The sequence below is a fragment of the Kitasatospora sp. NPDC004723 genome, assembly GCF_040609255.1.
GTDB lineage: Bacteria > Actinomycetota > Actinomycetes > Streptomycetales > Streptomycetaceae > Kitasatospora.
In genome coordinates, this window is sequence record NZ_JBEXJT010000019.1 from 93,148 (window position 1) to 118,849 (window position 25,702).

The window sequence follows — 25,702 nt, forward strand, 5'->3', positions numbered from 1 at the left end:
CCCCGTCCGCTTGGTGGACTTCCGGAATCGATCACCCGCCGCGCCCGGACAGGAACGCCGCCATGCCCCTCACCACCGCCGCCACCTCGCGACCCCTGCCGGGGTCCCGGTCCCGGACCGGCGGGTGGCCCGCCGTCCTCGCCGTCACCGCGGGCGTCTTCGCCATCGTGACCACCGAGATCCTGCCCGTCGGCCTGCTCACCCCGATGGGCGCCACCTTCCGGATCTCCGACGGCACCGCCGGGTTGACCATGACCCTGCCCGGGCTGGTCGCGGCGGTGGCCGCGCCGGCGGTCACCGTGGCGACCCGTCGCGCCGACCGCCGCACCGTGCTCCGCGCCCTCCTGCTGCTGCTGGCCCTCGCCGACCTGCTGAACGCCTTCGCCCCCGCCTACGCGGCGGTGCTGGTGGCCCGGGTCGTGCTCGGCCTGGTCATCGGCGCCTTCTGGTCGATCGGCTCGGGGCTCGCCCCGCGGCTGGTGCCGCCGGACCGGCAGGCCCGCGCCAACACGGTGATCTTCACCGCCGTCCCGCTCGGCTCCGTCCTCGGCGTCCCGGCCGGCGTCCTGCTCGGCTCGCTCGCCGGCTGGCGCGCGGCCTTCGCCGCGATGGGCGTGCTCACCCTGCTGGTCCTGGCCGCCCTGTCGCTCTGCCTGCCCCCGCTGGCCCCGCCGGACACCACCACCGGCCTCGGCGTCCTGCGCGGACTGCTCACCGACCGGGGCACCCGCACCGGCCTGCTGGTGACGTTCCTGATCGTCCTCGCCCACTTCGGCGGCTACACCTACGTCACGCCGTTCCTGGCCGAGGTCACCCACGCCGGACCGGCCGTGATCAGCGGTCTGCTGCTCGCCTACGGCGCCGCCGGCCTGCTCGGCAACCTGCTCGCCGGCCACCGCGCCGCCCGCGCCCTGCGACCCGCCTTCACCACGGCCGCCGCCCTGCTCGCCGCCGCCACCCTGCTGCTGCCCGTCCTCGGCACCACCGGCCCCGGCGCCACCGTCCTGCTGCTGCTCTGGGGAGTCGCCTACGGCGCCGTCCCGGTCTGCTCCCTCAGCTGGTTCCTCGCCGCCGCCCCGCACGCCCCCGAGGCCGCCGGTGTCCTCTTCACCTCCTCCTTCCAGGCCACCATCGGCATCGCCGCCCTGCTCGGCGGCGCCGTCGTCGACCGCACCACCCCCTCCACCGTCCTCCTCCTGGCCGGCGCCACCGCCCTGCTCGCGGCCGTCACCGCCCTGCTGACCGCTCCCGCCGCTACGACATCCCGATGAGCACGCCCGTGGGCAGCAGGGTCAGTCCGGCGCTCACCGGCCAGTACACCCACCCGCCCACGGGCCGCCCGGACCGTCCGGTCCGCCGCCGGACACCCTCGTTCGCCAGCCACCACAGCGCCGCGGACGCCAGCACCACCGGCCCGCCGAGCACCAGCCACGGCAGCGGGCCGTCGTTCTCGGTCGGCTCCCCCACCGTCCATCCCAGCGCCTTCAGCGGCCAGTTGACGGCGAAGTACCACAGCAGCCAGACCGGCACCACGGCCGGCAGGCCCAGCACCAGGTTCACGACCGCGGCGGCCGGTGAGTACGTACGCATCCGGCCAGTATCCCCGGCCCCGGACGGGACACCGTCCGGGGCGTCGCGGGCCGTCGGCCGACGCCGGTCCGAGGCCGCCGGACGCCCGCGGGCGCGGCGACGGGCGGGACTCCTCGACTCCTCGACCCCACCGGCGTGCACGATTGTCGGAGGCCCCTGGCACGATGCCGTCATGCTCGCCACCCACCCCGACCGGCACCCCGACGGCGCACCGCCCCTCCCCGGTCTCCGAGGGGAGTTCGAGGTGCACCTCACCGTGCGACCGGACGCCGCCGAGGCGTTGACCGCCTGGGCCACCGGCCACGGACTGAAGTTCACCCACATCCTGCTCGACCGCGGCGCCACGCCCTCCCAGCCGATGCTCACCCTGCGCGCCACCGGCGAGCTGGACGAGGTCGCCGCGACGGCCGCCCGAACAGCGCGGCGGCTGGGCGCGGCCGGGTTCGCCGTGCTGCGCACCAAGATCGAGGCCACTCCGTGGGCCCTCGGCGTCCCGGCCGAGGACGGCGACGCCGCCGCGCACGGCCCGGCCCGCTACTTCGAGCACCACGTCAAACTGCTGCTGCCCGGGCCCGCCCCGGCGCCCGGCCTCGCCGAACTCGCCGTCCGGCACGGCGCCCACCTCTCGCACAATCCCCGCCGGGTGCGCGAGGACGGCCGCCGCGAGTGGTTCGTCACCCAGCGGTGCCGCCGGGTCGGCCTGACCACCGCGGGCCACCGCCTGGAGGCACTGCTCACGGACCTCGCCGCCGACGGCCACCTGATCGCCTCCGTGGAACGCGAGTTCGTCGCCGTGGACAGCGACGAGGCGCTGGACGCGGGGTGGCTGACCGACCACGACCGCACCGCAGAAGGAGATCCCCGATGACCAAGGAGCAACCCCTCGCCTGGGAGGGCCTGGAGTACGGGCCGTGGCAGGGCCTGCTGCTGCCCGGACAGCCCCCGCCGGAGGACATCCGGAAGGAGCGGGACCTGCCACGGTCCATCCGGCCGATCGACGACGAGGCGGTGCGCCAGCAGCCGGTCTTCGACCCCGCGCTCGCCGGCTACGCCCGGGCCCTGCGGCCCAGCGAACCCGTCTTCGACGACCCCCGGCTCGCCGAGCGCTGGCTCACCGCCCGCCGCGAGGCGCTGAGCACCGTCCTGTCCGCCGTCGCCGCCTCGCCGTGGGCGGAGCACCTCGTCCTGCGCGGCAGCGTCCTGCTGCGCGCCTGGTACGGCGAACAGGCCAGGGAGCCGGGCGATCTGGACTTCGTGGTGCAGCCGAGGGACTGGCTGCTGGAGGACGAGCGGACCGGCCGGATGCTCGCCGAGCTCGCCGCCGGCGCCGAGGCGCGCTCCGGCACGGTGCGGCTGCACGCCGACCGGGCCGTCGACGACGACATCTGGACGTACGGCCGGGTCCCCGGGCGCCGGCTGGTGCTGCCGTGGACGGCCCCCGGCCTGCCCGGCGGCACCGTCCAGCTGGACTTCGTGTTCACCGAGCACCTGCCCGCCCCGCCGCGGCCCTGCGACCTGCCCGGCGTCGACGGCCCGCTGCTCGCCGTGACGCCGGAGCTCTCGCTCGCCTGGAAGATCCTCTGGCTGTACTTCGACTCCCACCCGCAGGGCAAGGACCTCTACGACGCCGTTCTGCTCTCGCGCACCGCCGAAATGTCCTACGAGCTGCTGCGCGAGGTCTTCACCCTGTCCGATGCGGGCTACGCCCGGTGGCCGCTGCTCCCCGGGAGGATCGCCGAAATCGAAGCCGACTGGGAGGAGTTCGCCAAGGACTACCCCGACTTCACCGGACCGGTCGAGCAGTACCCGGCCGAACTGCTGGCCGGACTCGCCACCACCTTCGCGGGCCCCGGCGAGTACGCGCTGCGCGCGCGCTGGCTCGCACCCGTCATCGAGGGGCAACGGGAGGTCCTGGCCCGCGAGGGCATGCCCGCGGTCCAGCGCTGGCTGACCATGCACCACATGTACTCCGCCGACGCCCTGGTGCTCGTCACCGAGCTGCTGGACGGCGACCTCGCCGCCGCCCGCCGCCTCTTGGGGGACCACGGCCACCCCAACCAGTACGCGCACGGCCTGGCGGAGGCCGCCGAGCGCTTCGCCGCCGAACTGGCCGCCGGGTAGCCGCTCGATCGCCGCCCGTGCATCGAACGCCATGATGGGCCGTGCCCCCTCCGGAAACTCTCCGGAGGGGGCACGGCGGGGTCCTGCGGCCTCGACGGACGGCCCTGTCACACGCCGGCCGTCACGCAAGCCGCGTTCCGGCCCGTACGGGGCGGCTCAGAAGTCCGACGGCACGGACCACCGTCCGGAATGGTCGAAGGCCTCGCAGCCGTCGTGCTCGAACCGCACGGTCCCGTCGAGCTTCGACCTCCCGTTGGCACAGGCCCCGTAGTCCAGCCCCAGCTCGCCGGCGAGCGGAAACCAGTAGCGGCAGAAGCCGCACTGTTCGCCGTACCACTCCTCCCGGTACTCGGGGTCTTCCGTGCGGCGGTTGCGCCCCCCGATCCACCGGTCGTGGATCGCGTCCATCTCTTCCGCACTGTCGACTACGTGTCGCTCTCTCATCTCCTACTTTCCCAGGATTCGAAGGATGCTCTTCAGGCTGGTGACACGGGGTTCGAGCTTGATGGCCCGCTTCCCGAACCCTCCGTCGACCTCGGCGCCCTTGTCATAGGTCAGCACCTCGGCATCCAGCACGGTCGCGAAGGTCAGGAGCCCCGGGTCCTTGGTGCCCTTGAGTCCCATCTCCTGAACGTGCACCGCATCGAACCCGGCCTCTCGCAGGCCTTGCGCGATCGTGGGGCTCAGGTTCTCGTCCACGATGATCCTCCGGCCGTTCCCGGTGAAACCCGCCTTCTTCTCCAGCATCGCCTTGAAGTTGGCAACGGCCCTCTGGAGATTGCAGTTGTGGACGAGAACGGGGGTCTCGCCGGCGACCACATAGTAGGCGCGGGTACCGTCGACCCGCAGGTCGAAGGTCGTCGACCCACCGACGGCCGCGGCCACGTCGAGCACCACGGCGACTCGGCCGTCCGGCGTGTTCAACTTCAGCCCAGGGGCCAAGTCCCCTGCGGGAATCCACCGTTGCTCACCCTCGGCCCAGAACGGGTGAGTGACCGTGGTGACCAGCCGTTCGGCGCGACCGTCGGCTTCGATCGTCACGTCGACGAAGGACTTGTCCGTGTTCGTGACGATGACGTCGGTCACGGATCTGACAATCGGAACCGAGGCCCCCGCCTCCGCCGTCAGAACAGCGTCACCGACCTTGACCTCGGAGATCGGCTTCTGGGTGCCGTCGGCCATGAGGACGCCGGCATCGGCCAGGAAGCTGTGGCACTCCAGCGACGCCCCGTTGCCGTAGTCGATGGTCAGCCGGCTCGGGACCGGCACATCCGTCCTGTGCGGGCCGGCGTACCCGAAGGACTCCTCCTCGTCGTAGAAGACCCCCTTGCTGCCGCTTCCGCACGACGAGCTGAAGGCACACGAATTGACCAGGAACGCGCCATTGTGAATCGGAGGACTGTTGACCCCCGCAGGGAAGACGACATCGATCGCCCAGAGGTCCTCGATCATCTCCTGCACGTCCTCGGTGCAGGCGGGACCGATCGCCTTGCAGGCGGAGGACAGCGCCGCAACCTCGTCACGGGACGTCATGAACTGGGGGTGCGCGATCTTGGCCACCTCGGCCTTGTAGGCCTTGCTGAACCTCTGGACGAGACCGGACCCGTCGTCCTCGATGGCGAGACTGCTGTTGATCGAGACGTACTTGGGCCCGGCGGCGGGGCTTCCGTTGCCCTCTCCACCGCCGCCACCGCCGCCACCACCGCTACCGCCGCCGCTGCCCGCCTTGGCGGCCGCCCGCTCGTCCTCCTCCTTCTGGGTCGCGTCGGCGCAAGCCTGGGTGGCACACCAGCTGCCGTAGAGGCCGTTGGGATCGCTGGCGTTGACCGGGTCGTTGTAGCTGTAAGCGTAGGCGTTCCACTGGAGCGCATTGCCCTGGTCGAGGACGGGGTCGGGGCTGATGAAGCGGCCCGTCACCGGGTCGTACTGACGCGCCCCGAGGCTGGTGAGCCCGGTGGTCTCGTCCTTCAGACCGCCGACGAAGCCCTTGGTTCCCGCCCAGGCGGAGGCCGCGGGCTGGGTGCCGCGGGGGTTGCCGAAGGGGTCGGTGGGCCGTCGGGTGACGGTCATGGCCGTGTCGGTGCCGATCTGCAGGCCGTTGGTGCCGTGCGGGTCGGCGGCCTGGATGACGACGGTGCCGCCGCCGACAGGGGTGGTGACGCGGGTGAAGGTCAGGCCGCCGCCGCCCGCGAGGGTGCGGGTGTTGGTGGTGGCCTGGGTGGCCGTGTCCAGGGTGAGTTCGTCGGAACCGACCAGGATGGTGGTCTTGCCGGGGCTGTGCCGGACCAGCTGGTTGCCGTCCGCGTCGTAGACGTAGCTGGTACTGCCCGCCGTCCCGGTCTTGCTGACCGTGGTGGGCTTGCCCTCGGCGTTCCAGGCCAGGCCGGTGGTGCCCGAGGTGTCGGTGATCGCGGTGGTGTTGCCGACCGCGTCGTACTGGTAGCGGGTGGTCCTGCTGCCGGCCGGGCCGTTGGTGACGGAGCTCAGCAACGCGTGCGGACCACCGGTGCCGCCGCCGGTGTTGGGGGCGGTGGTCGGGGTGTTGCGGGTTCCGGCGGCGCCGAACACCGAGGTCGTGGTGGTGTCGTTGAGGCTGTTGCCGGTGATGTCGTGCTGGACCAGGCCGGTGCGGTTGCCCGCGGCGTCGTAGCTGTAGGTGTTCCAGTACGGCGCCGGACCGCCGACGGTGCGTCCGCCGGGGCTGACGGCCGCCGGGCCGTTGGCGTTGTCGCAGCCGCCGGTGCCCGGAACGGCGGTGGAGCTGCCGGTGCCGTGCTTGACGTCGGAGGTGTCCGTCCAGTCCGCGGTGGTGTGGACGCCGCCGGTGTCCGTCCAGGCGTTGGTCAGCCGGCCGGTCCCGTCATAGGTGAAGCACTGCAGGTCCCGGTCACGGGCGTCCTGGAGATTGGTCACCGAGGTGATCCGGCCGGACTGGGTGTAGGTGTAGCTGGTCTGGTCGGCCGAGACCGTGCCGTTCTGCCGGTCGACGAAGGAGTTGATGACCCGCCCGGTGGCCCAGTCGTACTGCTGGGTGGAGACCACCTGGGTTCCCGGGGAACCGACGGTGGTGCGCACGGGCCGGGCGGCGGCGTCGTAGACGACTCCGGCCACCACGGACTTCTTGAGGCTCTTGCTGGAGACCAGCAGCCCGGTGTCGTTGTACGTGTAGCCGATGGTCTCGGACGGGAGTCCGCCGGCGGCCGGCAGCGTCAGGGTGTCCACCAGCCCGAGAACGGGTTCGTAGGTGATCGACGTGGTGTAGGTGTTGGCCAGAGCCCCCTCGGTGGAGGGGATGGTCACAGCGGTGCCGGTCGGCCGGTAGCCGATGTCGTAGCCGGTGACGGCACTGACGTACTTGGCGCCGTCCTTTCCGCCCACGTAACGGGTGGAGGAGGTGGGCCTGCCGTTGGCGAGCGTGTCGAACGTCCAGGAGGCGAGCAGGTTCGCATCGGCGACGCTGCCGTTGTACTGGCCGGTCTTGCGGCCGATCAGGTCGTAGGTGTAGGCGAGCGTGCCGCCCTTGGCGTCGACCGTGTGGTCGACCCGGGAGTTGGCGTCGTAGTAGGTCCGGGAGGTTCCGGCGTCCGGGTCGGTGACCGAGGTCTGCCGGCCCAGCAGGTCGTAGGTGTAGTTCCAGGTGTTCCCGGAGGAGTCGGTGTGCGCGGCCGTTCGGCCGAGCGCGGTGTAGGTGTAGGTGCTGATGTCGGCATCGGCCGGATTGCCGGTCGCCGTCGCAGTGCGGTACTGCCAGGCCGCAGTCCTCCGGCCGCGGGCGTCGGTGATCGTGGTGGTCGGCGAGGCGCCGACCGGCGGGGTCACGTCCACCCTGTCGACACCGGGGTAGGCGGTGGTGGTCGCCCACTGCAGGCTGGCGTTGGAACGGAACTCGGCGCGCACCGGCCGACCGAGGCCGTCGTACGACGTCCAGGTCTGCGCAGGCACCTGCGAGTCCTGCGGGACGAACAGCGTATTGCCGGGCGCGGTGGTGGCCTCGTAGTACGGCTGGGAGGTCTTGATGACCCAGCCGTGCGAGTCGTACACCGTGTCGGCGATCAGCCGGCCGGTGGCCCGGGCATCACTGGTCCGCTGGACCTGCCGGATGCGGCCGAGGCCGTCGAACAGTTCGCGCTGGCCCGAGTAGGTGCCGCCGGACCGCTGGAGCCACTCGCTGGTGATCACCGACGGAGCGGTACTGCCGTTGACGGCGTAGCTGAACCGCTGGTTGGGAAGCTCGTCGAGGCCGCGCCCAGGTACCCATACGGCGGTGCGGCGCCCGAGGCCGTCGTACTGCTGTGTGGTGGTCCGCTGGTTGGCGTCGGTCTCGTTGAGCGGCAGACCGCGGCCGGGCTCCTGGTTGACCACGACCTTCCAGCCGGCACCGAGCGGGCCGATGGTGGTCACGGCCGTCGGGAACAGTCCGGTGGCGGGGCTGCGGGTGGTGGTGGTGACGGCCGGGGTGAGCGTCGCGCCGCTCAGTTGGCCGCCGTTGGCGTCGTAGACCGACCCGTCCGCGGTCGCGGTGGTGACGGTGCGGCCGTAGGCGTCGTAGGTGGTGCTGCCGCCGTGGGTGTAGACCGGCTTGCCCGCCGCGTCGAAGTGGTCGAGCGCCTGCACGCTGGAGGTGTCGCCGGTGGTGCCGGCCTGCTTGAACGGCCGGCCGTCGTACAGCGTCCGGCTGCCGCCGACGGTGTTCGCCGCGGTCGCCGCGGTGCCGCAGGGGCCCTGCACGGTGGTCCGCCCGGCCGGCAGGATCATCAGCAGCGGGTTGTCGGAGACCGCGTACTCCATCGTGGTGCACAGCTCCGGGGTGGCGGCGGTGCCATCCCCCTTGTCGGCGGTGTGCAGCACCCGGTTCCCGTGCGCCGGGTCGGTGGTGGTGACCGTGCTGGTGGTCCGCCAACTGCCGTCCGCCAGCTTGTCCTTGCTGATGTCGGTGACCTGGGAGTCCGGGTACCGGGCATAGATCATCGGCGCACCGGCACTCTGGGCCTGGTGCGCGGTCTCCTGCTGGCCGGAGCGCACGCTGCCGGAGACGGCCTTCACCGTGCCGCCCGCCTGGTCGAAGACCTCGGTGGCGACGGCGCTGCCGGCCAGCCAGTCGCTGTCCTTGACGGTGCCGCCGAGCGGGCTGGCGACCTCGACGCTGCGGGTGGTGCTGTCGGCCTTGTGGTCGCCGTCCATGCCCCGCAGATAGGTGGTCTTCTGCTGGGTCTTCGGAGCCTCGCCGGGGAAGGCGCTGCCGGTCGTGGTGGTGACCGCCTGGTAGCCGCGGAAGTAGTCCCAGGTGCGGGCCTTCGGGTCGGTGAACTCGGCGTCGTCCCGGTGCCAGGCGGCGTCGCCGTGGTAGGTGTACTCGGTGGTCCGGGTGACCGAGGTGGTGACCAGGTCCTGCTCGGTCACCGTGCGCACCATCGGCTTGTTGAACCAGTCGTTGACCGGGAACACCTCGGTCTGGCCCGGCAGCGGGATCCGGCCCGGCGGGTACCAGTTGACCGGCATGCAGGCCATGGTGTTGCTGTCGGCCGAGGCCGGCATGTGGTTGTTGACGCGCGAGCACTCGGGGTCGGTGTAGACGACGTTGATCCGGCCGCCGGTCTCGGTGGTGATCTCCTTGATGCGCGGGCGCATGAACCAGAAGGAGGCCGGGTCGGTACCGTCCACCCGGTTCTGGATCATCTTGTACGCGAAGGACACCGGCTTGAGCGCCGCGTCCGGACTGCCGTTGCTGCCGGTCCGGGTGATGGAGTCCAGCCACAGCGTCCGCTTGGTCCCGTCACCCGGGTCCACCAGGGACTGGCCGAGCGCCCAGGTGTCCACGGTGACCGGGCCGGAGCCGGTCGCCACCCGGGTGGTGATGGAGGTGAGCCGCTTGGTGGAGAAGAAGGTCGGCGCGTAGTTGGTGCAGGTGCCCGAGGACGCGCAGAGCTCGTCGACCGGCACGTCCGGCCAGAAGTCCGCGTTGGCGGTGGTGCGCTGGCTCTCCGCGCAGGTGACGCTGCCGCCGGGCTTGCAGCGCTCCGCGGTCGCGTCGAACAGCACCTCCGCGCCCGGGGTGAGCGTGCCCTTGGCGGCCTTCTGCTCGTCGTAGCGCTGGTTGTAGCCGATCTTCGTCAGCGTGGTGGCGCGCTCGTAGGAGGTGAGGGTGCCGCTGTTGTTGTTCTGCCCGCCGCCGCGGCTGTAGTGGTTGGTCTCCGGCGCGTAGCGGTAGGTGATCAGGTTCTTGTGCGGGTCGACGACGTAGTCGAGCTGCCAGCGGTAGGCCATCTGGCACCAGGAGCCCTTGCCGGTGGACGCGCCGTAGCAGGGGTCGCCCGGGTTGGGCGAGTAGACCGGGCTGGTCAGCACGGACTGGGCGGCGGGGTCGGTGGCGTCGCCGCCGGGCAGGTGGTTGCTGCCGAAGTAGTACTCGGTGCCGTCCGGGGTGGTGATCCGCCAGTACTCGGTGTCCTTGTACTCGCGCTCACCGGCCGCGCGCGGGGCACCGGTGAGCCGCTCGACCTTGGAGCCGTCGTCGCTCTGCAGGTGCCAGACGCCGGTGTCGTCGTCGCGCACCAGGGTGCCGGACCGGCCGCCGAGCGAGAGCGTCGCGTTCTGCCCGCCCCAGCAGCGGTCGCCGGAGTTCTTGATGCCCTTGTCGCCGGCCTTGTCGCAGGTGCGGTAGGAGCGCTCGATGAAGCCGGGCTCGTACGACCAGCCGTCACCGATCCAGGAGGACTGGGAGTTGGTGGCGGACGTCCGGCCGTCGACGGCGGAGGAGTTGTACCCGAGGACGACCGACGGCGCCAGGCCGCCCAGGGGCGGCGGGACCTGGATCGTGTAGTTGTAGGTGAAGCTGCCGACGTTCGAGCCGGCGCTCCACTCCATCGACGGCGCGAGCGCCGTCGCCGCGTAGCTGCCACCGGGTCCCGACGGGGTCGGCTCGGCGGACAGGACCAACGGGGCCGCCGCCGCAGCGCCCTGCGCGGCCGGAGCGGCGGTCTTCGCCGACACGGTGGCGTCGACGGACTGCAGGACCACGTCGGCGGACAGCTTGCCGCTCGCGTCGACGGTGGACGCCACCGCCGTCCTGGTCCGGCACTCCTCCCGCTCCGGGGTGGTCAGCGCACAGGCGGGCAGGGCGACCAGGCGTGCCCGGTCGGACCAGCCGCCGGCCTCAAGGCCCTTCAGGTCCAGTGAAACGTGCGTCCGCCGTCCCTCGGCGGACGGCGTCGTGTCCGCGTCGGTCAGCGCGACCAGCGCGCTGCCGGCGCCGGCGGCCCGGCCCTTGGCGGTGTCCGTCACCTCGACGGACACCGCGGTGGCCTGCGGCGCTGCGGTCTGCGGCGCGACGGTCCCGCGGTCCGGAGCCGACGCCTCGAACGCCGCGCCGTCACCGGCGGGCGAGAGCAGGACCGGCAGGGTGCCCGCCCGGCTCGGCGTGGCGCCGCCCGAGGCCGGGGAGGTGCCACCGGTCGCGGCGCGGGCGGCCTGGGCCGCCGCCGCGTCGGCGCCCAGCCGGACGGTGGCCTTGCCGGGCACCACCGGCGCGGCCACGACCGGCGTCCAGGTCTCCGGACGCGACGCCGCGGAGGCGGCGCCCCTGCCGTCCGGCAGGTGGTCGCGGCCCGGCACCGACGGTGTGTCGGCACCGAGGGGTGTCTGCGCCGGGGACCATATCCGGTCCTCCGACTCGGGTGCTGCCGCCCAGGCCACACTCGGCGGCACCACCACACCGGTCAACGTCAAGGCGAGCAGGGCGGCGAGGCCCGGCGACCGACGCCTGCCCGTCCTCCCGGCCCGCTTTCGGGCATGCCGAAGCTCCACGTCAGTCCCCTCCGTAGGACGGCATGACGCGTCATCAGAGGTTCGACGCGTCTGTCCGCGCATAGATCGGGCACGCACGTTAGTGACCGCCCGTCAGGTCACGCCACCACGAATCGGACGAACCGAAATTGGTTTATACCTTTGTTACCGAGGCTCGTGGCGCCAATGGGACATGCGGGAACAAAGCGCCGAACGGGATTGACCAACCCCATGGCCAGCAAGCATCGTTCGTTCCCGCACACGCCGCCCCGGAGGGGCGGGCTTCACCGGAGGGGACCGATGTCGTCCATCAGAAGCACCCAATCACCGCCGAAGCGGATACCTCGCACCCGCCCCCGCAGGTCACCGAACCGGGCCCTCGCGGCGCTCGGCACGAGCCTCGCCCTCGGCCTCGGGCTGCTCGGCGGGACCGGCGCCGCCACGGCGGCGGCCGCACCCGGCCCCGCCGGCGGGAGCCAGGCCCCGGTCACACCGACCGGTACCGCACCGCAGCGCACCCCCGAGCAGCAGGCCATGCTCGACGCCGTCACCACCGCGAAGTCGACCGGCAAGCCGGCGGTCGTCGAGGCGATGACCACGGAGACCTCCCGGACCGTGGCCAACCCCGACGGCACCCTCACCACCACCGACCACAGCGCACCCGTCCGCACCAGGAGGTCCAGCGGCTGGGCCGAGCTCGACGCGACGCTGCGCACCAATCCCGACGGCACCCTCGCCCCGGCCGTCTCCTCCACCCCGGTGACCTTCTCCGGCGGCGGTCGCGGCCCGATGGCCACGCTCGCCACCGAGGACGGGAAGAAGATCTCCTTCGACGCCCCGTTCCCCCTCCCGAAGCCGACCCTGGACGGCGCCACCGCCACCTACCCGGATGTGCTGCCGGGCGTCGACCTCCAGCTCACGGCCCTGACCGACGGCGGCTGGCGCGACGTCATCGTCGTCCGCACCGCCGAGGCTGCCGCCGGCCCCGCCCTGAAAGCCCTGCGCTTCCCGATCAAGGCCGAAGGGTTGAACGCCTCCACCACCGGCTCCGGGGAGGTGGAGGTCAAGGACGACGGCGGCACCGTCCGCTTCCGCTCCGCCGCCGCCCTGCAGTGGGACTCCTCCCGCCCCGCGCCCGCTTCCGCCTCCGCCTCCGCCTCCGGCAAGTCGGCCGCGGCGGGCAGGTCCGCGGCGGCGCGCAACGATCCCGACGCGCCCCCGCCACCGCCCGCCTCCACCGCCGAGGGCCCCGGGGACGGCGCCAACCTCGCCGCGATCACCACGACCGTGACCGCCGGCGCCCTGGAGCTCACCCCGGACCAGGCCGCCCTGGGCTCGGGCACCGGCCCCTGGTTCCTCGACCCGACCTTCGTCTCGGCCGCCAGTTCCTCCGAGGGCTCCGTCCAGGTCCAGGAGAACTACAAGACCGCCAAGAACTACAACAAGAAGACCAACCTCTCCACCGGCTACTGCGGCTACCACAGCAGCGACCCGAACCTGAACTGCCAGTACGAGGGCCGGGAGCGCGCCTACTTCAAGATCCGGATCAACCCGGTCCTCTCCACCATCCCCAACGGGGCCCAGTTCCCGCCCACCCTGTACACCTCGATCCTCAACGGCCAGGTCAGCGAAGCCTCCAGCCCCGGCACCCCCACCGACCTCGGCGTCTACTCGGCGCCGCGGGACCGGACCATCAACGACGCCAGCGACTGGAACAACCAGCCGTGCGGCACCAACGGCAACCTGGTCATGGAGGGCTGCGACTACGTCGGCACCCAGCGCATCACCGGGTCCGGACCGCTGGCCGTCGACGTCTCCGCGTGGGTGAGGTGGTACGCCACGGAGAAGTGGGACTACTGGACCATCGGCATCGTCCCGCAGGCGAGCGAGTGGGAGAAGCTCTACCGGCACAAGATCGCCAGTAACCCCAGCATCGCCACCACCTACGACATCACCCCCACCGTCTGGTACCCGCGCACCATCCCGGCGCCGGGCTTCGCCGACAGCCACACCTCCGCCGAGTGCACCAGCGGCGGCGCCAACCCGTGGGACAACCCCGGCTGGATCGGCAACAACCAGAACATCCAGCTGCGGGCCAACAGCTGGTCGCCCGCCGGGCAGAACCTCTACACCGGCTTCCACCTCTGGGACGACAACGACCCCAACTTCAGCATCATGGACGGTGGTTGGGGAGGCAGCTACAACGACCCCGGCTTCGTCCTGCCGGTCGGCTCGCTCGCCGACGGCCACCAGTACGGCTGGGTCGCCCGGGCCACCGACGAGGCCCTCACCTCTCCGAACAGCGCCAACTGCTACTTCCGCGTCGACCGCACCAACCCGCGGGTGAGCATCGGCTCGACGGACTTCCCGCCGTCCGGGACGCCCAACGACCACCCCACCCGGTTCGCCAACGACCCCCAGCACCCGGGCACCTTCGTCATCAACGCCGAGGACCCGGCGCCCGGCGCCGGTCTGCGCGCCTCCGGCGTGGCCTGCGTGCGCTTCAGCACCGACCCGACCCCGGTCGTCGGCTGGCAGTGCGGCCAGCCCGGCACCCACGCCGCGGGCTCGTCCGTCACCTTCGCCCCCACCCGCTGGGGCACCAACTCCGTCTACGCCTGGGCGATGGACGTCGCGGGCAACTACAGCCAGCGCGCCGACTACAACTTCTACGCCCCCTGGAAGCCCGGCACCGCCCCGATCTTCGGTGACACCGACGGCGACCAGATCCCCGACATCGTCACCCCCGACGCCGCCGGCAACCTGCGCACCCTGAGCGGCAACAACGACCCGTCGCGCGCCATCACCGCCACCGCCGCGAGCGCACCGCGCAATGACATCAACGACACCACCACGAGCTGGGCCGACTACCAGGTCACCCACCGCGGCACGCTCAACGAGGTCGGCGACCTGGACCAGCTGATCGTCCACAACACCCGTGACACCAACCTCAAGAAGAACCTCTACCTGATCGACAACGACGGCACCGGCCGGTACGACCAGTACACGAAGATTCCGCTGACCCGGCAGAAGTCCACCGCCTGCGCGGCCGTCCCGACCTCCGGCCTGAGCTGCCCGGCCGACCGGCCGTTCGCCGCCGACTGGTCCCAGGTCGGCCAGGTGATCGCGCTCGGCACCCCCGACGGCGAGCTGACCCAGAACTTCCCGGCCACCTCGACCGAACCGGCCCGCACGAAGCTCATCAGCCAGACCTCGGCGCTCACCGTCGAGGGCGGCCGGCTCTGGCTGCACGACGTCAGCGAGCTCAAGTGGAACGACGTCAACTCCCCGGCGCTGCTCATCCCCACCGCTCCCGGAACCGGCAGCTGGGACGACTACGACCTCATCAACCCCGGCCCCGCGAACGGCGTGACCAAGACTCCCGGCTTCGACGACGCGTGGCAGGCCACCCTCTGGGCCCGGCATCGCGCCACCGGTGACGTCTTCTCCTACCCGATCACCCGCACCACGGACGGCAAGTCCGACTTCAGCGCGCTGACCAAGCCCAACGGCGGCACGCTGATCGACCGCGGCGACGGTCTGACCGCCGCCGCCTACCCCAAGATCGGCGCCGCCGACTTCAACGGCGACGGCTTCGCCGACCTCTGGGGCATCAACACCTCCGGCACCGTCACCGTCCTGACCGGCGGAGGCAACGCCACCACGGCCCCGGGCAAGGTCACCGGCTTCACCGGCGTATCGACCATGGGCAATGCCAACACCAGCGTCTCCGTGCACTCCAACCAGGTCTCCTGGCAGTGCGTCGACGCCGAGGGCGGGGCGCGCAGCGGGGCCGCGATCACCTCCTACGCCTGCTGGGACACCCCCAACCAGCGGTTCACCTTCGGCATCGACGGCACGATCCGCGCCGCCGGTTACTGCCTGACCGCGCAGGACCCGGCACTCGTCAACGGCGCCGCGGCCGTCCTCGCCGTCTGCGACAACAAGCCGTCCCAGAAGTGGGCGACGACCTCCGACGGCCGGATCTACCTCCCGGCCACCGTCACGACCTCCAACCCCGTCGGCCGCTGCCTGGAACGCCCCCAGGAGAACCCCGCCCAGGCCATCCGCCTCGGCATCTGGGACTGCCAGGCCTCCAAGCCCCACCAGCAGTGGACCCTGAACCTCGAGTCCAAGATCTGACCCCCTGACACACCTCGGCCCGCCCGTCCGCGCCTCCACAGGGAGCGCGCACGGGCGGGCGCTTCGCATCGCCGCGGACCCGTCGGGCCCGTGGCGATGCCGCAGCGGCCCCACCGGCGGATCGCCGGTGGGGCCGCTGCCCCGTCAGAACGAGGTCGCGGAGGCGGCCGTGCGACCTGGCAGGAGGGGCACCCGGGAGGCACCGCCCGACGCCGCCGGAGCGACGGCGACGGACCGGTTGCCGGGCCCCGGCCGGCTATCGACCCGATCGACCCGGATCGCCCGCGTATCACGCGGCCTCGGCGAGGTAGCCGAAGTAGCGGAAGTAGTCGAGGTGATCGATGTAGTCGAGGTACTCAGGACGCTCGGACTCGTAGCCGTGGTGCGGCGGAGGCGGGCACTCCTCGACGGTGATGCAGAGCTCGACGGGCGGGCTCTGGACGGGCCGGCAGTCCGGGTCGAAGGCATTGGCCGTCGCCCGGTTGGTGACGTGTCCCTCCTTGGCGTCCTGCTCGGTGACCACATAGCTGCCGGTGCAGGTCGTGCTCTGCCCGGGAGCGAGGGTCGTCTCGACGCAGCTGATGTCCGAGACCCGGTCGTCGCTGATGGTCAGGTCGGTCAGCGTGGTCGTGCCGGTGTTGGTGACCGTGTAGGTGTACGTGATCGTGTCACCGGGGTGCACCGGGCCGGGCGTGTCGGCCTCCTTGGTCAGCGACAGGCTCGACGTCATGCCCTTCACCGTCACCGTGCTCTGCGCCGGCGGGCTCTGGACGGGTCGGTCCTGCGGGTCCAGACCGTTGGCCGTGGCGTGGTTGGTCACGCTGCCGGCTGCCGCGTCGGCAGCCGTCACCACGTAGGTACCCGTGCACGTCGTGCTCCGACCGGCCGCAAGAGTCGTCGCCGAGCAGGTGATCGGCGAGACCCGGTCGTCGGTCACGGTCAGGTCGTGCACCGCAGCCGTACCGGTGTTGGTCACCGTGTACGTGTACGTGATCGTGTCACCCACGTTGACGGGACCGGCGGTGTTGGCCTTCTTCGTCAGGGAGAGGCTCGCCACGGACGTGACCGTCACCGTCTCCTGCGCGGGCGGGCTCTGCACCGGCTGGTCCTGCGGGTTGAGACCGTTCGCCGTCGCGACATTGGTGACGTGTCCCGCCGCCGCATCGGCGGCCGTCACCAGGTAGCTGCCGGTGCAGGTCGTGCTCCGACCGGCGGCAACGGTCGTCGCCGAGCAGGTCACCGGCGAGACATGGTCATCGGTGACGGTCAGGTCGTGCACCGCAGCCGTACCCGTATTGGTCACCGTGTACGTGTACGTGATCGTGTCACCCACACTCACCGGACCGGCAGTGTTCGCCTTCTTCGTCAGCGACAGGCTCGCCGCAGATGCGACGGGGACGTTCTCCTGCGCCGGAGGACTCGCCACCGGCTCACCCTGCGGGTTGAAGCCATTCGCCGTCGCCACGTTCAGCACATGACCGGCCACCGCATCAGCAGTGGTCACGACGTAGCTGCCGGAGCAGGTCGTGCTCTGGCCGGCAGTAAGAGTCGTCGACCCACAACTCACCGGCGACACCCGGTCATCCGTCACCGTCAGGTCATGCACCGCAGCCGTACCCGTATTGGCCACCGTGTACGTGTACGTGATCGTGTCACCCACACTCACCGGACCGGCAGTGCTCGCCTTCTTCGCCAGCGACAGAATCGCCACCGACACGACCGGCACCGTCTCCTCCGCCGGAGGACTCGCCACCGGCTCACCCTGCGGGTTGAAACCGTTCGCCGTCGCCACGTTCAGCACATGACCGGCCACCGCATCAGCAGTGGTCACCACATACGTACCGGTGCACGTCGTACTCTGACCAGCCGCCAACGTCGTCAACCCACAACTCACCGACGACACCCGGTCATCCGTCACCGTCAGGTCATGCACCGCAGCCGTACCCGTATTGGCCACCGTGTACGTGTACGTGATCGTGTCACCCACACTCACCGGACCGGCAGTGCTCGCCTTCTTCGCCAGCGACAGGCTCGCCACAGCCGTGACCGGCACCGTGACCTGCGCCGGAGGACTCTCGACGGGCAGCCCCAGCGGGTTGAGGCCGCTCGCCAGCGCCACATTGGTGACGTGTCCCAGCACCGCGTCCGCGGCCGTCACCACATAGCTTCCGGTGCACATCATGACCTGCGCGGGAATGAGGGTCGCCGTGGGGCAGTCCACCGGCGTGACGTGGTCGTCGGTGACCTTCACGCTGTGAAGCGTCGTCACGCCCGTGTTGGTGACCGTGTACGTGTAGGTGATGGTGTCACCCACGTTCACCGGACCGGGGGTGCTCGCCTGCTTCATCAGCCCCAGACTCGACGTGGACACCACCTCGACGGTGGCCTGGGTCGGCGGGGAGGCGACCGGGGATCCGTTGGCCGTGCCGGTGGCGTGGGCGTGGTTGGTGACCTCGCCGGCGTCGGCGTCCGGCTGGGTGATGACGTAGGTGCCGTGGCAGGTGGTGCTGTCGCCGGGGCTGCCGGCCGGGGCCAGCGTGGTGGCGGCGCAGGTGATGCCGGTGACCTTGTCGTCCGTGATGCCGACGGCGTCGACCTGGACGCCACCCGTGTTGGTGACCACATACGTGTACGGCACGGTGTCGCCGACGGCGAACGGCCCCGGGGCGTCGACGTGCTTGGTCAGGTGGATGCCGGGCGGGGCCACGACCGGGACGTTCTCCGAGGACGGCGGGGACTCGACCGGGGTGCCGTCGGCGGTGCCGGTGGCCACGGCGGTGTTGGCGATGTGGCCGGACTGCGCGTCGGCGGCGGTCACCAGGTAGGTGGCCGTGCAGGTGACGGTCGTGTGGGGGGCGAGCGTGGACACCGGGCAGCTGACCGGTCCGACCTTGGGGTCGTTGACGCCCAGGTTGTCGATCGGCACGGTGCCGGCGTTGGTCACCACGAAGTCGTACGGCACCGGTGTGCCGACCGTGATCAGTCCGGGCAGCGGCTCGCGGACCTGCTTCACCAGGTTCAGCTCGGGCAGCGGCTGGTCCGTGCTCACCGTGACGTTGCGGATCAGGTGCACATCGGTAAATGCGCCGGTGGAGCCGGCGAAGCCGAACTTGTAGGTGGAGGGAACGGGCGTCGGGGCGGGGGTCGACAGCACCTGGTGCGGACCGGTGCCGTCGTTGAAGTCGACGCCGACCGTCAGCACCGGGGAGGGCGCCGGCGTCAGGTGCACGTTCACCCGGCGGCGCGAGGGCTCCAGCAGAGTCTCGGCCTGGGCCGGGGTCACCGCGGGCGGCAGCACCGTCAGCGGGCCCTGCAACTGGCCCGGCAGGGTGGAGGGCCAGGGGCCGGTGGTGGTGAAGTTGCTGGTCGTGGCGGTCAGGAAGCAGTAGCCGGTGGTGCCGTCGCCGGGGCCGCGGACGGTGACCATGTTGGCGCCGGGCGCCGGGATGCGGAACCCGGTGCCGGCCGGCGAGCGTGTCGCGCAGCCGTTGCCGCGCTGTTCCCAGTCGCCGAAGTAGTTGCCGAGGACGTCCAGCCCGACGCCCAGGTAGCCGCGGTCGACGCCGGGCAGGAAGTCGAGGTTCGGGTTGTCGTCGGGCAGCTTCTGGGCGTAGCCGAGGCTGCCGCCGAAGGCCCCGGGGTGGGCGAGCGCGGTGTCGCCGTTGACCAGGAAGAAGGAGATGCCGTCGGCCGGGGTGGCGGGGGTGGTGCTGCCGTACTGCCACTGGTCGAAGGAGACATCCAGACCGTTGCCGGCCGGCAGTGCCTGGTCGAACAGGACGGCGCCGCTCTGGTCGTTCGCGGCGTCGGTGATCTGGAGATAGCCGTGCGGCGCTCCGTTCACCGGTGGCACCGGCCCGACCTCGATCGCCGGGCAGCCTTCGAGCGGATGGCTGCCGGCGCCGGCCGCGCCGATGGGCGCACCGGTGAGGCACGCCGTGCCGACGGCGGTGAAGCGGGAGTCCGCCGTGGCCCCGGTGAAGGTCTCCTGCAGAAGTGGGGTACCGGTCGCCAGGACGCGCTCGCCCGTGCTGACGGGCGGCGCCTTCTGGGGGGCCGGTGCGGCCCGGGCCGGTAAGCCGGTGAGGCCGGCGCTGAGGAATCCCAGCATGGTCGCTGCCGTCACGAGGCGGGCCGTGCGCTCCAGAAGTCGCGACGGCCCGCGAAGGTCTCTTGTCATGAAAACACTATGTGCACATATTATTACTATCTGTCATCTTGGCTGACCGTCATATGACCCATCGGGAGGCCGCCACCACCGGGTACAACGCACCGTCACCCGGACGCCACGTCAGCCCGACGGCTCGCGCCGTTCGGCGAGTTCGACACAGGCGCCGAACAGCTGAGCGACTGTTCGACCGACACGACGACGTGCCCCGAGCCGCGCCGCTCAGGCCGCGTGCTCGGGGGTCCGGACGACCGGCGCCGGCAGCGCCGCCGCCTCCGGGCCGGCCGGGGCCGGCCGCCGCGCCGGGCGGACGGCGAGCAGCACCCGGAGCGCGCCCACCCAGACCATGGCCGCGCCGAGCAGATGCAGGATCACCGCCGCCGCGGGAAGAGCGGTCAGCGACTGCACCACGCCCAGCAGGCCCTGGGCCACCAGCGCCACCAGGAAGACCACCGTGCGACGCCGGGCGCCGGCGCCGCACGGGTCCGGGCGCAGCGCGGCGAACAGCAGCGCCGCGAGCACCAGGACGGCCGCCGCGAGCACGCCGTGCACCACGGTCACCGTCGTCCAGTCCAGGCCGATCCGGGGCACGTCGGAGGAGTCGCCGGCGTGCGGGCCGGTGCCGCTGGTGACCGTGCCGGCCACCACCATCACCGCGGCGACCGCCATCAGCGCCGTCGCCAGGCGCCGGGCCCGCTCGGACGGCGCGGTCCGCGCGCCGTCCGGCGCCTCGCCCATCGCCTCGCCCATCGCCCCGCCCGACGTGGCGTGCAAGGTGGCGTCCCAGGTGACCACGGCCGTGGTGAGCAGCAGCACCGCGGCCAGGAAGTGCGTGGCGACGATGTACGGGCTGAGCGTCAGCCAGACGGTGACGCCGCCGACCACCGCGTTCAGCACCACGACCCAGAACTGCGCCCAGCCACCCCGGAGCACCTGCGGCATGGGGGTGCGCTGCAGCCGGGCGGCGATGATCACCCAGCCGACCACCACGCAGAGCACGCTGGTGAGCATCCGGTTGGAGAACTCGATCGCGCCGTGCAGGCCCATCTCGGCGGTCGGCGCGAGCGTGCTGTCGGTGCACATCGGCCAGTCGGGGCAGCCGAGGCCGGAGCCGGTGACCCGGACGACGCCGCCGGTCATGATGATGCCGATCGCCGCCACCACCGAGGCCACGGCCGCCGCCCGGATGCTGCGCGGTCCGAGCGTGTAGCGTTCCGCCAACCAGGACAAGGGAGTTCGTGCCATCCGGGCCATCCTCGATCGAGCCGTCGTTCGGTGGACCCCACCCTACGACGGCCTTACGGATGGGTGACCGAAACCCTCCGCAGCGTCACGGCGGGTACGACCCGGCCGTTCCGACCGGCGGTCCGGCCGCCTCCGGGAGCAGCTCGGCGGCGCGGTCGGCGACCTCCCGGTGCAGGGCGTCGCGCACGGCCCGGACGGCGGGCAGGGTCACCGCCTCCCGCCGTACGGCCAGCGTGATCGGCAGCCGGATGTCGACCTCGTCGGCCAGCAGCCGCCGCAGCCCGGCCCGTTCGGCGAGGAAGGCGGGCAGCACGCCGACGCCGGCCCCCAGGCGGGTGGCCTCGACCTGGGCGAAGACGTTGGTGGAGGAGAAGGCGGGCGTGATGCCCGGCAGGTGGCGTTCGATGTCGAGGTCGCCGACCTGGAGCATCGACTCGATGTAGAAGACCAGCGGATGCTCCCTCAGCTCGGCGGCCGAGCCGGGGCTGCCGCACCGCGCGAGGTAGTCGTCGGCGGCGTACAGGCCGAGCGCGTAGTCGGTGAGGTGCTCGGTCACCAGTCGGCTTCGCGGTGGCCTGCCGATGGTCAGGGCGAGGTCGAAGCCGGCCGGACGCAGCGGCAACTCCCGTGTCACCGTGATGAGTTCGGCCTGCAGCCGGGGGTGGCGGCGGCGTACCCGGGCCAGCGCCGGGGTGGCGAAGGCGGTGCCGAAGCCGTCGGGGGCGCTCACCCGGACGGTGCCGTGCAGCGACGGCGTGTCCTGGCCCGACACCGCGTCGACGGCGCGGATCAGGGCGTCCTCGATCGCCCGCGCGCTCTCGCAGACGGCCTTGCCCGCGTCCGTCAGCGCCCAGCCCTCCGTACCGCGTTCCATCAGCCGCACGCCGAGGCCCTTCTCCAGGGCGGCGATGCGGCGGGAGACGGTGGTGTGGTCCACGCCGAGCGCGTCGGCGGCGCTCACCAGTCGGCCCGTACGGGCGACGGCGAGCAGGTAGCGGAGGTCGTCCGCGCGGAGCCGGTCGCCGACCGGGCGGGAGCGGGAGCGCACGCGGTCAGCGTATCTGCATTTGCGCACACGCCGTCTGCGTGATTGGCGATTGAACGCACGCCCGTGCGGGCGTCACAGTCGAAAGCCTCCCCCGGCCGGAAACACCGGTCGGTCTTCCTCCCACCGTCGAGGGGTGCTCCATGGTTGCCGGCCTCTCCCTGCCACGGATCCTGCGCGTCGGCCGCGGCGCCGCCGCCGAACTGGGCGACGTCCTCAAGGAACTGGGGCTGAGCCGCCCGCTCCTGGTGACGGACGCGTTCCTGGTCGGCAGCGGCGCGGCGCAGCGCCTGACGACGACGCTGCTCGACGCCGGACTGCACCCGCGGCTGTTCGCCGACACCGTGCCCGACCCGACCACCGACTCGCTGGTCGCGGGGGTGAAGGCGCTCCAGGAGCACGAGGCCGACTCGGTCATCGGGTTCGGCGGCGGCAGCCCGATGGACACCGCCAAGGCGCTCGCCCTGCTGGGCGTGCGGGGCGGCGAGATGCGGGACTACAAGGCACCGCGGGTCAACCGGGGGCCGGCGCTGCCGGTGATCGCGGTGCCCACCACCGCGGGCAGCGGCTCGGAGGCGACCCAGTTCACCGTCATCACCGACAGCGCCACGGACGAGAAGATGCTCTGTCCGGGCCCGGCGTTCCTGCCGATCGCCGCCGTGGTCGACGTGGAACTGACCATGTCGATGCCGCCCCGGCTGACGGCCGACACCGGCATCGATGCCCTCACCCACGCGGTCGAAGCCTATGTGAGCCGCAAGGCCAACCCGTTCGCCGACGGCCTCGCGCTCACCGCGATCGGCACCATCGGCCGCCACCTGCGCCGCGCCTACGCGGACGGGTCGGACGCCGGGGCCCGCGAGGCCATGATGCTCGCCGCGACCCAGGCCGGCATCGCGTTCTCGAACTCCAGCGTCGCCCTGGTGCACGGCATGAGCCGCCCGATCGGCGCCCACTTCCATGTCGCCCACGGCCTGTCGAACGCGATGCTGTTCCCCGCGGTGACCGCCTTCTCGGTGCACGCCGCCCCCGCCCGGTACGCCGACTGCGCCCGCGCGCTGGGAGCCGCCGGCGCCGCCGACTCCGACGACGTGGCCGCCGACCGGCTGGTCGACGCCCTGCGCGCGCTCTGCCGCGACCTGGACGTCCCCACCCCCCGCAGCTACGGCATCCCCGAGGACGCCTGGACCCGCCTCACCCCGCTGATGGCCGAGCAGGCCCTCGCCTCCGGCTCCCCCGCGAACAACCCCGCCGTCCCCACCGCCGCCGAGATCGAAGAGCTGTACGCCCGGATCTACGCCTGATCCGCCGCGTCGGCCGGCCCCGGCCGGCCCGACGCACTGGACGGCGTACCGGCCGGCTCCACGGGCTGCGCCACGGCCGGGAGCCGGACGGTGAACACGGTGCGTCCAGGCCGGCTGGTCACCTCCAGCTCGCCACCGTGCGCCCGGACCACGGCCGCCACGATGGACAGACCCAGCCCGGTCGACCCGGTCGCGCGCGAGCGGGCCCGGTCGCCGCGGACGAAGCGCTCGAAGACCCGGTCGATCAGCTCGGGCGCGATCCCGGGGCCGTTGTCGGCGACGGCCAGCCGGACCTGCCCGGCCGACCGCGTCAGACTGAGCTCGACCTCGCTGCCGGGCGGGGTGTGGGTGTGGGCGTTCGCCAGCAGGTTGGCCGCCACCTGGGTCAGCCGGTGCGCGTCCCCGCGCACCAGCACCGGCTCTTCGGGCAGGACGAGTCGCCAGTCGTGCTCCGGCCCGGCGGCCCGGGCATCCGCGAGCGCGTCCAGGGCGATCAGCGTCAGGTCGGCCTCCTCCTCGGCCAGTGGGCGGCCGGCGTCCAGCCGGGCGAGCAGCAGCAGGTCCTCGACGATCGTCCCCGTCCGGTGCGCCGCCGCGCTGATCCGCTCCAGCGAGTGGCGCACGGGCTCGGGCACCTCGCCAGGGTGGCGCAGGGCCAGGTCGGCGTGCCCGCGGACCGCGGCCAGGGGGGTACGCAGCTCGTGGCTGGCGTCGGCGGCGAACGCCCGTAGCCGTTCCTCGACCGCGTGCCGTCGGGCGAGGGCGGCACCCAGGTGGTCGAGCATCCGGTTGAGGGCGATGCCGACCCGGCCGACCTCGGTGCGCGGGTCCTCGTCCGGGACCCGCTCGGCGAGGGTCACGGCGCCGCTGGCGAGCGGCAGCGCGCCGACCCGCTCGGCGGTCCGCACCACCCGGTCCAGCGGGCGCAGCGCCCAGCGGACCCAGAGCGCCCCCACCACGCCCGCCCCGGCGGCGGCCAGCGCGAACACCGTGAGCTCCAGCGTCACCAGCCGGTCGACGGTGTCCTCCACCGGGCGCAGCGGCAGCCCGGCGACCAGCACGTCGCCGTCCCGGCCGGCCGTGGCCCGCACGCGGTAGTCCCCCGCCGTGCCGCCCAGGTCGACGGTGCGGGCCGGGCCGCCGGGCACCAGCGCGGCCAGGGCGTGCTGCTCGGCCGGCGGCAGGGCCAGCCGGTCGTCCGCGTTGGGCTGGTCCGCGTCGTCGGCGTCGCCGTCGACGACGCCGGCCGCGGTGACCCGGCCGTCCACCAGGCGGGCGCCGAAGGTACCGGGCGCCTGAGCCCTGGTGTCGCCGTCCCGTCCGGCGTGCTCCAGGCTGGCCGCGTAGCGTCCGCCGGTGTCGGCGAGCTGCTGGTCCAGCCGGTCCACCAGGAAGTGGCGCAGCGCCGCGGTGGTGGCCAGGCCGACGGCGGCGCAGGTCGCCACCAGGAGCACCAGCAGTCCGGCGATCAGCCGGGCGCGCAGGGTCCGCGGGACCAACCGGGCGGCCCGGCCGGGCGGCGCGGCGCTCACACCGCCGCCTTGATCAGGTAGCCGGCCCCGCGCACCGTGTGGATCATCGGCGGCCGGCCGGCGTCCAGCTTCTTGCGCAGGTAGCTGATGTACAGCTCCACCACGTGGGCCTGCCCGCCGAAGTCGTAGGACCAGACGGCGTCGAGGATCTGCGCCTTGCTCAACACCTGCCGCGGGTGGTGCATCAGATGCGCCAGCAGGGCGTACTCGGTGGGGCTCAGCTCGATGGTGTCGCCGCCCCGGCTGACCTCGCGCGCCCGCTCGTCGAGCACGAGGTCGCCGAGCACCAGCGCGTGCTCCGGCGGCGGGTGCGCCAGCCCCGCCGGGGTGGCGCGGCGCAGCAGCCCGCGCAGCCGGACGACGACCTCGGCCAGGCTGAACGGCTTCGTCACGTAGTCGTCGCCGCCCGCGGCGATGCCGGCGATGCGGTCCTCCACGGTGTCCCGGGCGGTGAGGAAGAGCACCCGGACCTCGGGCTGCTCCCGGTGGACGCGGCGCAGCACCTCCAGGCCGTCGAGGTCGGGGAGCATCATGTCGAGCACGATGGCGTGCGGCCGCCAGGACGCCGCGGCCCGGACGGCCGCCAGACCCGTGCCCTCGCCGCGGGCCCGCCAGCCCTCGTAGCGGACCGCGCCGCAGACGACCTCGACCAGATCGGGTTCGTCGTCCACCACGAGGATCCGCCAGGCGCGCGGATCGGCGGTGTCGTCCATGCTGCTCCCTCTGTTCCCGCTGTTCTGCCGTGCTCGCCGCTCATTGTGGCCACGGCGAG

13 protein-coding genes are annotated in these 25,702 nt (G+C 72.4%); 5 read left to right on the forward strand and 8 right to left on the reverse strand.

The window, feature by feature from the left end:
- Window positions 1-62 precede the first annotated feature (62 nt).
- The gene (locus ABZW10_RS20130) at window positions 63-1,271 is read left to right on the forward strand and encodes an MFS transporter (RefSeq protein ID WP_355367364.1); all 1,209 of its coding nucleotides are present in this window, start codon (window positions 63-65) and stop codon (window positions 1,269-1,271) included.
- On the opposite strand, the gene ABZW10_RS20135 is transcribed toward ABZW10_RS20130, so the two are convergent.
- Window positions 1,255-1,590: a hypothetical protein gene (locus ABZW10_RS20135; RefSeq protein ID WP_355367367.1), complete on the reverse strand. Its 336-nt coding sequence runs from the start codon at window positions 1,588-1,590 to the stop codon at window positions 1,255-1,257. The genes ABZW10_RS20130 and ABZW10_RS20135 overlap by 17 nt on opposite strands.
- A 172-nt stretch (window positions 1,591-1,762) precedes the next feature.
- Between ABZW10_RS20135 and ABZW10_RS20140 the strand changes: the two genes are divergently transcribed.
- Both ABZW10_RS20140 and ABZW10_RS20145 read left to right on the forward strand, forming a co-directional pair.
- The gene (locus ABZW10_RS20140; protein WP_355367370.1) at window positions 1,763-2,458 is read left to right on the forward strand and encodes a hypothetical protein; all 696 of its coding nucleotides are present in this window, start codon (window positions 1,763-1,765) and stop codon (window positions 2,456-2,458) included.
- Window positions 2,455-3,711 (forward strand): nucleotidyl transferase AbiEii/AbiGii toxin family protein, encoded by a 1,257-nt coding sequence (locus tag ABZW10_RS20145; RefSeq protein WP_355367373.1) that lies wholly within the window; start codon window positions 2,455-2,457, stop codon window positions 3,709-3,711. Before ABZW10_RS20140 ends, ABZW10_RS20145 begins: the two co-directional genes overlap by 4 nt.
- A gap of 156 nt (window positions 3,712-3,867) precedes the next feature.
- Here ABZW10_RS20145 and ABZW10_RS20150 read toward each other — a convergent pair whose 3' ends face one another.
- Window positions 3,868-4,155 carry a DUF3027 domain-containing protein gene (locus ABZW10_RS20150; RefSeq protein ID WP_355367376.1) on the reverse strand — a complete coding sequence of 96 codons (288 nt, stop codon included), beginning with the start codon at window positions 4,153-4,155 and terminating at the stop codon, window positions 3,868-3,870.
- Between the two features lie 3 nt (window positions 4,156-4,158).
- The gene (locus tag ABZW10_RS20155; protein WP_355367379.1) at window positions 4,159-11,436 is read right to left on the reverse strand and encodes a DUF5615 family PIN-like protein; all 7,278 of its coding nucleotides are present in this window, start codon (window positions 11,434-11,436) and stop codon (window positions 4,159-4,161) included.
- 357 nt (window positions 11,437-11,793) lie between these two features.
- Between ABZW10_RS20155 and ABZW10_RS20160 the strand changes: the two genes are divergently transcribed.
- Entirely contained in the window at window positions 11,794-15,636 is a 3,843-nt protein-coding gene (locus ABZW10_RS20160) for an RICIN domain-containing protein (protein WP_355367382.1), read from the forward strand.
- A gap of 289 nt (window positions 15,637-15,925) precedes the next feature.
- Here ABZW10_RS20160 and ABZW10_RS20165 read toward each other — a convergent pair whose 3' ends face one another.
- From ABZW10_RS20165 to ABZW10_RS20175, 3 genes are all read right to left on the reverse strand, one after another.
- Window positions 15,926-19,816, reverse strand: a complete 3,891-nt coding sequence (locus ABZW10_RS20165; RefSeq protein WP_355367385.1) for a hypothetical protein — start codon at window positions 19,814-19,816, stop codon at window positions 15,926-15,928.
- Between the two features lie 210 nt (window positions 19,817-20,026).
- Window positions 20,027-21,049, reverse strand: coding sequence for a COX15/CtaA family protein (locus ABZW10_RS20170; RefSeq protein WP_355367388.1), 1,023 nt, complete (start codon window positions 21,047-21,049; stop codon window positions 20,027-20,029).
- An 85-nt stretch (window positions 21,050-21,134) separates the two neighbouring features.
- Window positions 21,135-22,097, reverse strand: coding sequence for a LysR family transcriptional regulator (locus ABZW10_RS20175; RefSeq protein WP_355367391.1), 963 nt, complete (start codon window positions 22,095-22,097; stop codon window positions 21,135-21,137).
- A gap of 140 nt (window positions 22,098-22,237) precedes the next feature.
- On the opposite strand from ABZW10_RS20175, the gene ABZW10_RS20180 reads away from it, so the two are divergent.
- Window positions 22,238-23,398 carry an iron-containing alcohol dehydrogenase gene (locus ABZW10_RS20180; RefSeq protein ID WP_355367394.1) on the forward strand — a complete coding sequence of 387 codons (1,161 nt, stop codon included), beginning with the start codon at window positions 22,238-22,240 and terminating at the stop codon, window positions 23,396-23,398.
- Here the strand turns inward: ABZW10_RS20180 and ABZW10_RS20185 are convergent.
- Together ABZW10_RS20185 and ABZW10_RS20190 are read right to left on the reverse strand one after the other, a co-directional pair.
- Window positions 23,389-24,930: a HAMP domain-containing sensor histidine kinase gene (locus ABZW10_RS20185; RefSeq protein WP_355367397.1), complete on the reverse strand. Its 1,542-nt coding sequence runs from the start codon at window positions 24,928-24,930 to the stop codon at window positions 23,389-23,391. The genes ABZW10_RS20180 and ABZW10_RS20185 overlap by 10 nt on opposite strands.
- Window positions 24,927-25,643, reverse strand: a complete 717-nt coding sequence (locus ABZW10_RS20190; protein ID WP_355367400.1) for a response regulator transcription factor — start codon at window positions 25,641-25,643, stop codon at window positions 24,927-24,929. The genes ABZW10_RS20185 and ABZW10_RS20190 overlap by 4 nt, the downstream gene beginning before the upstream one ends.
- Window positions 25,644-25,702: the final 59 nt, after the last annotated feature.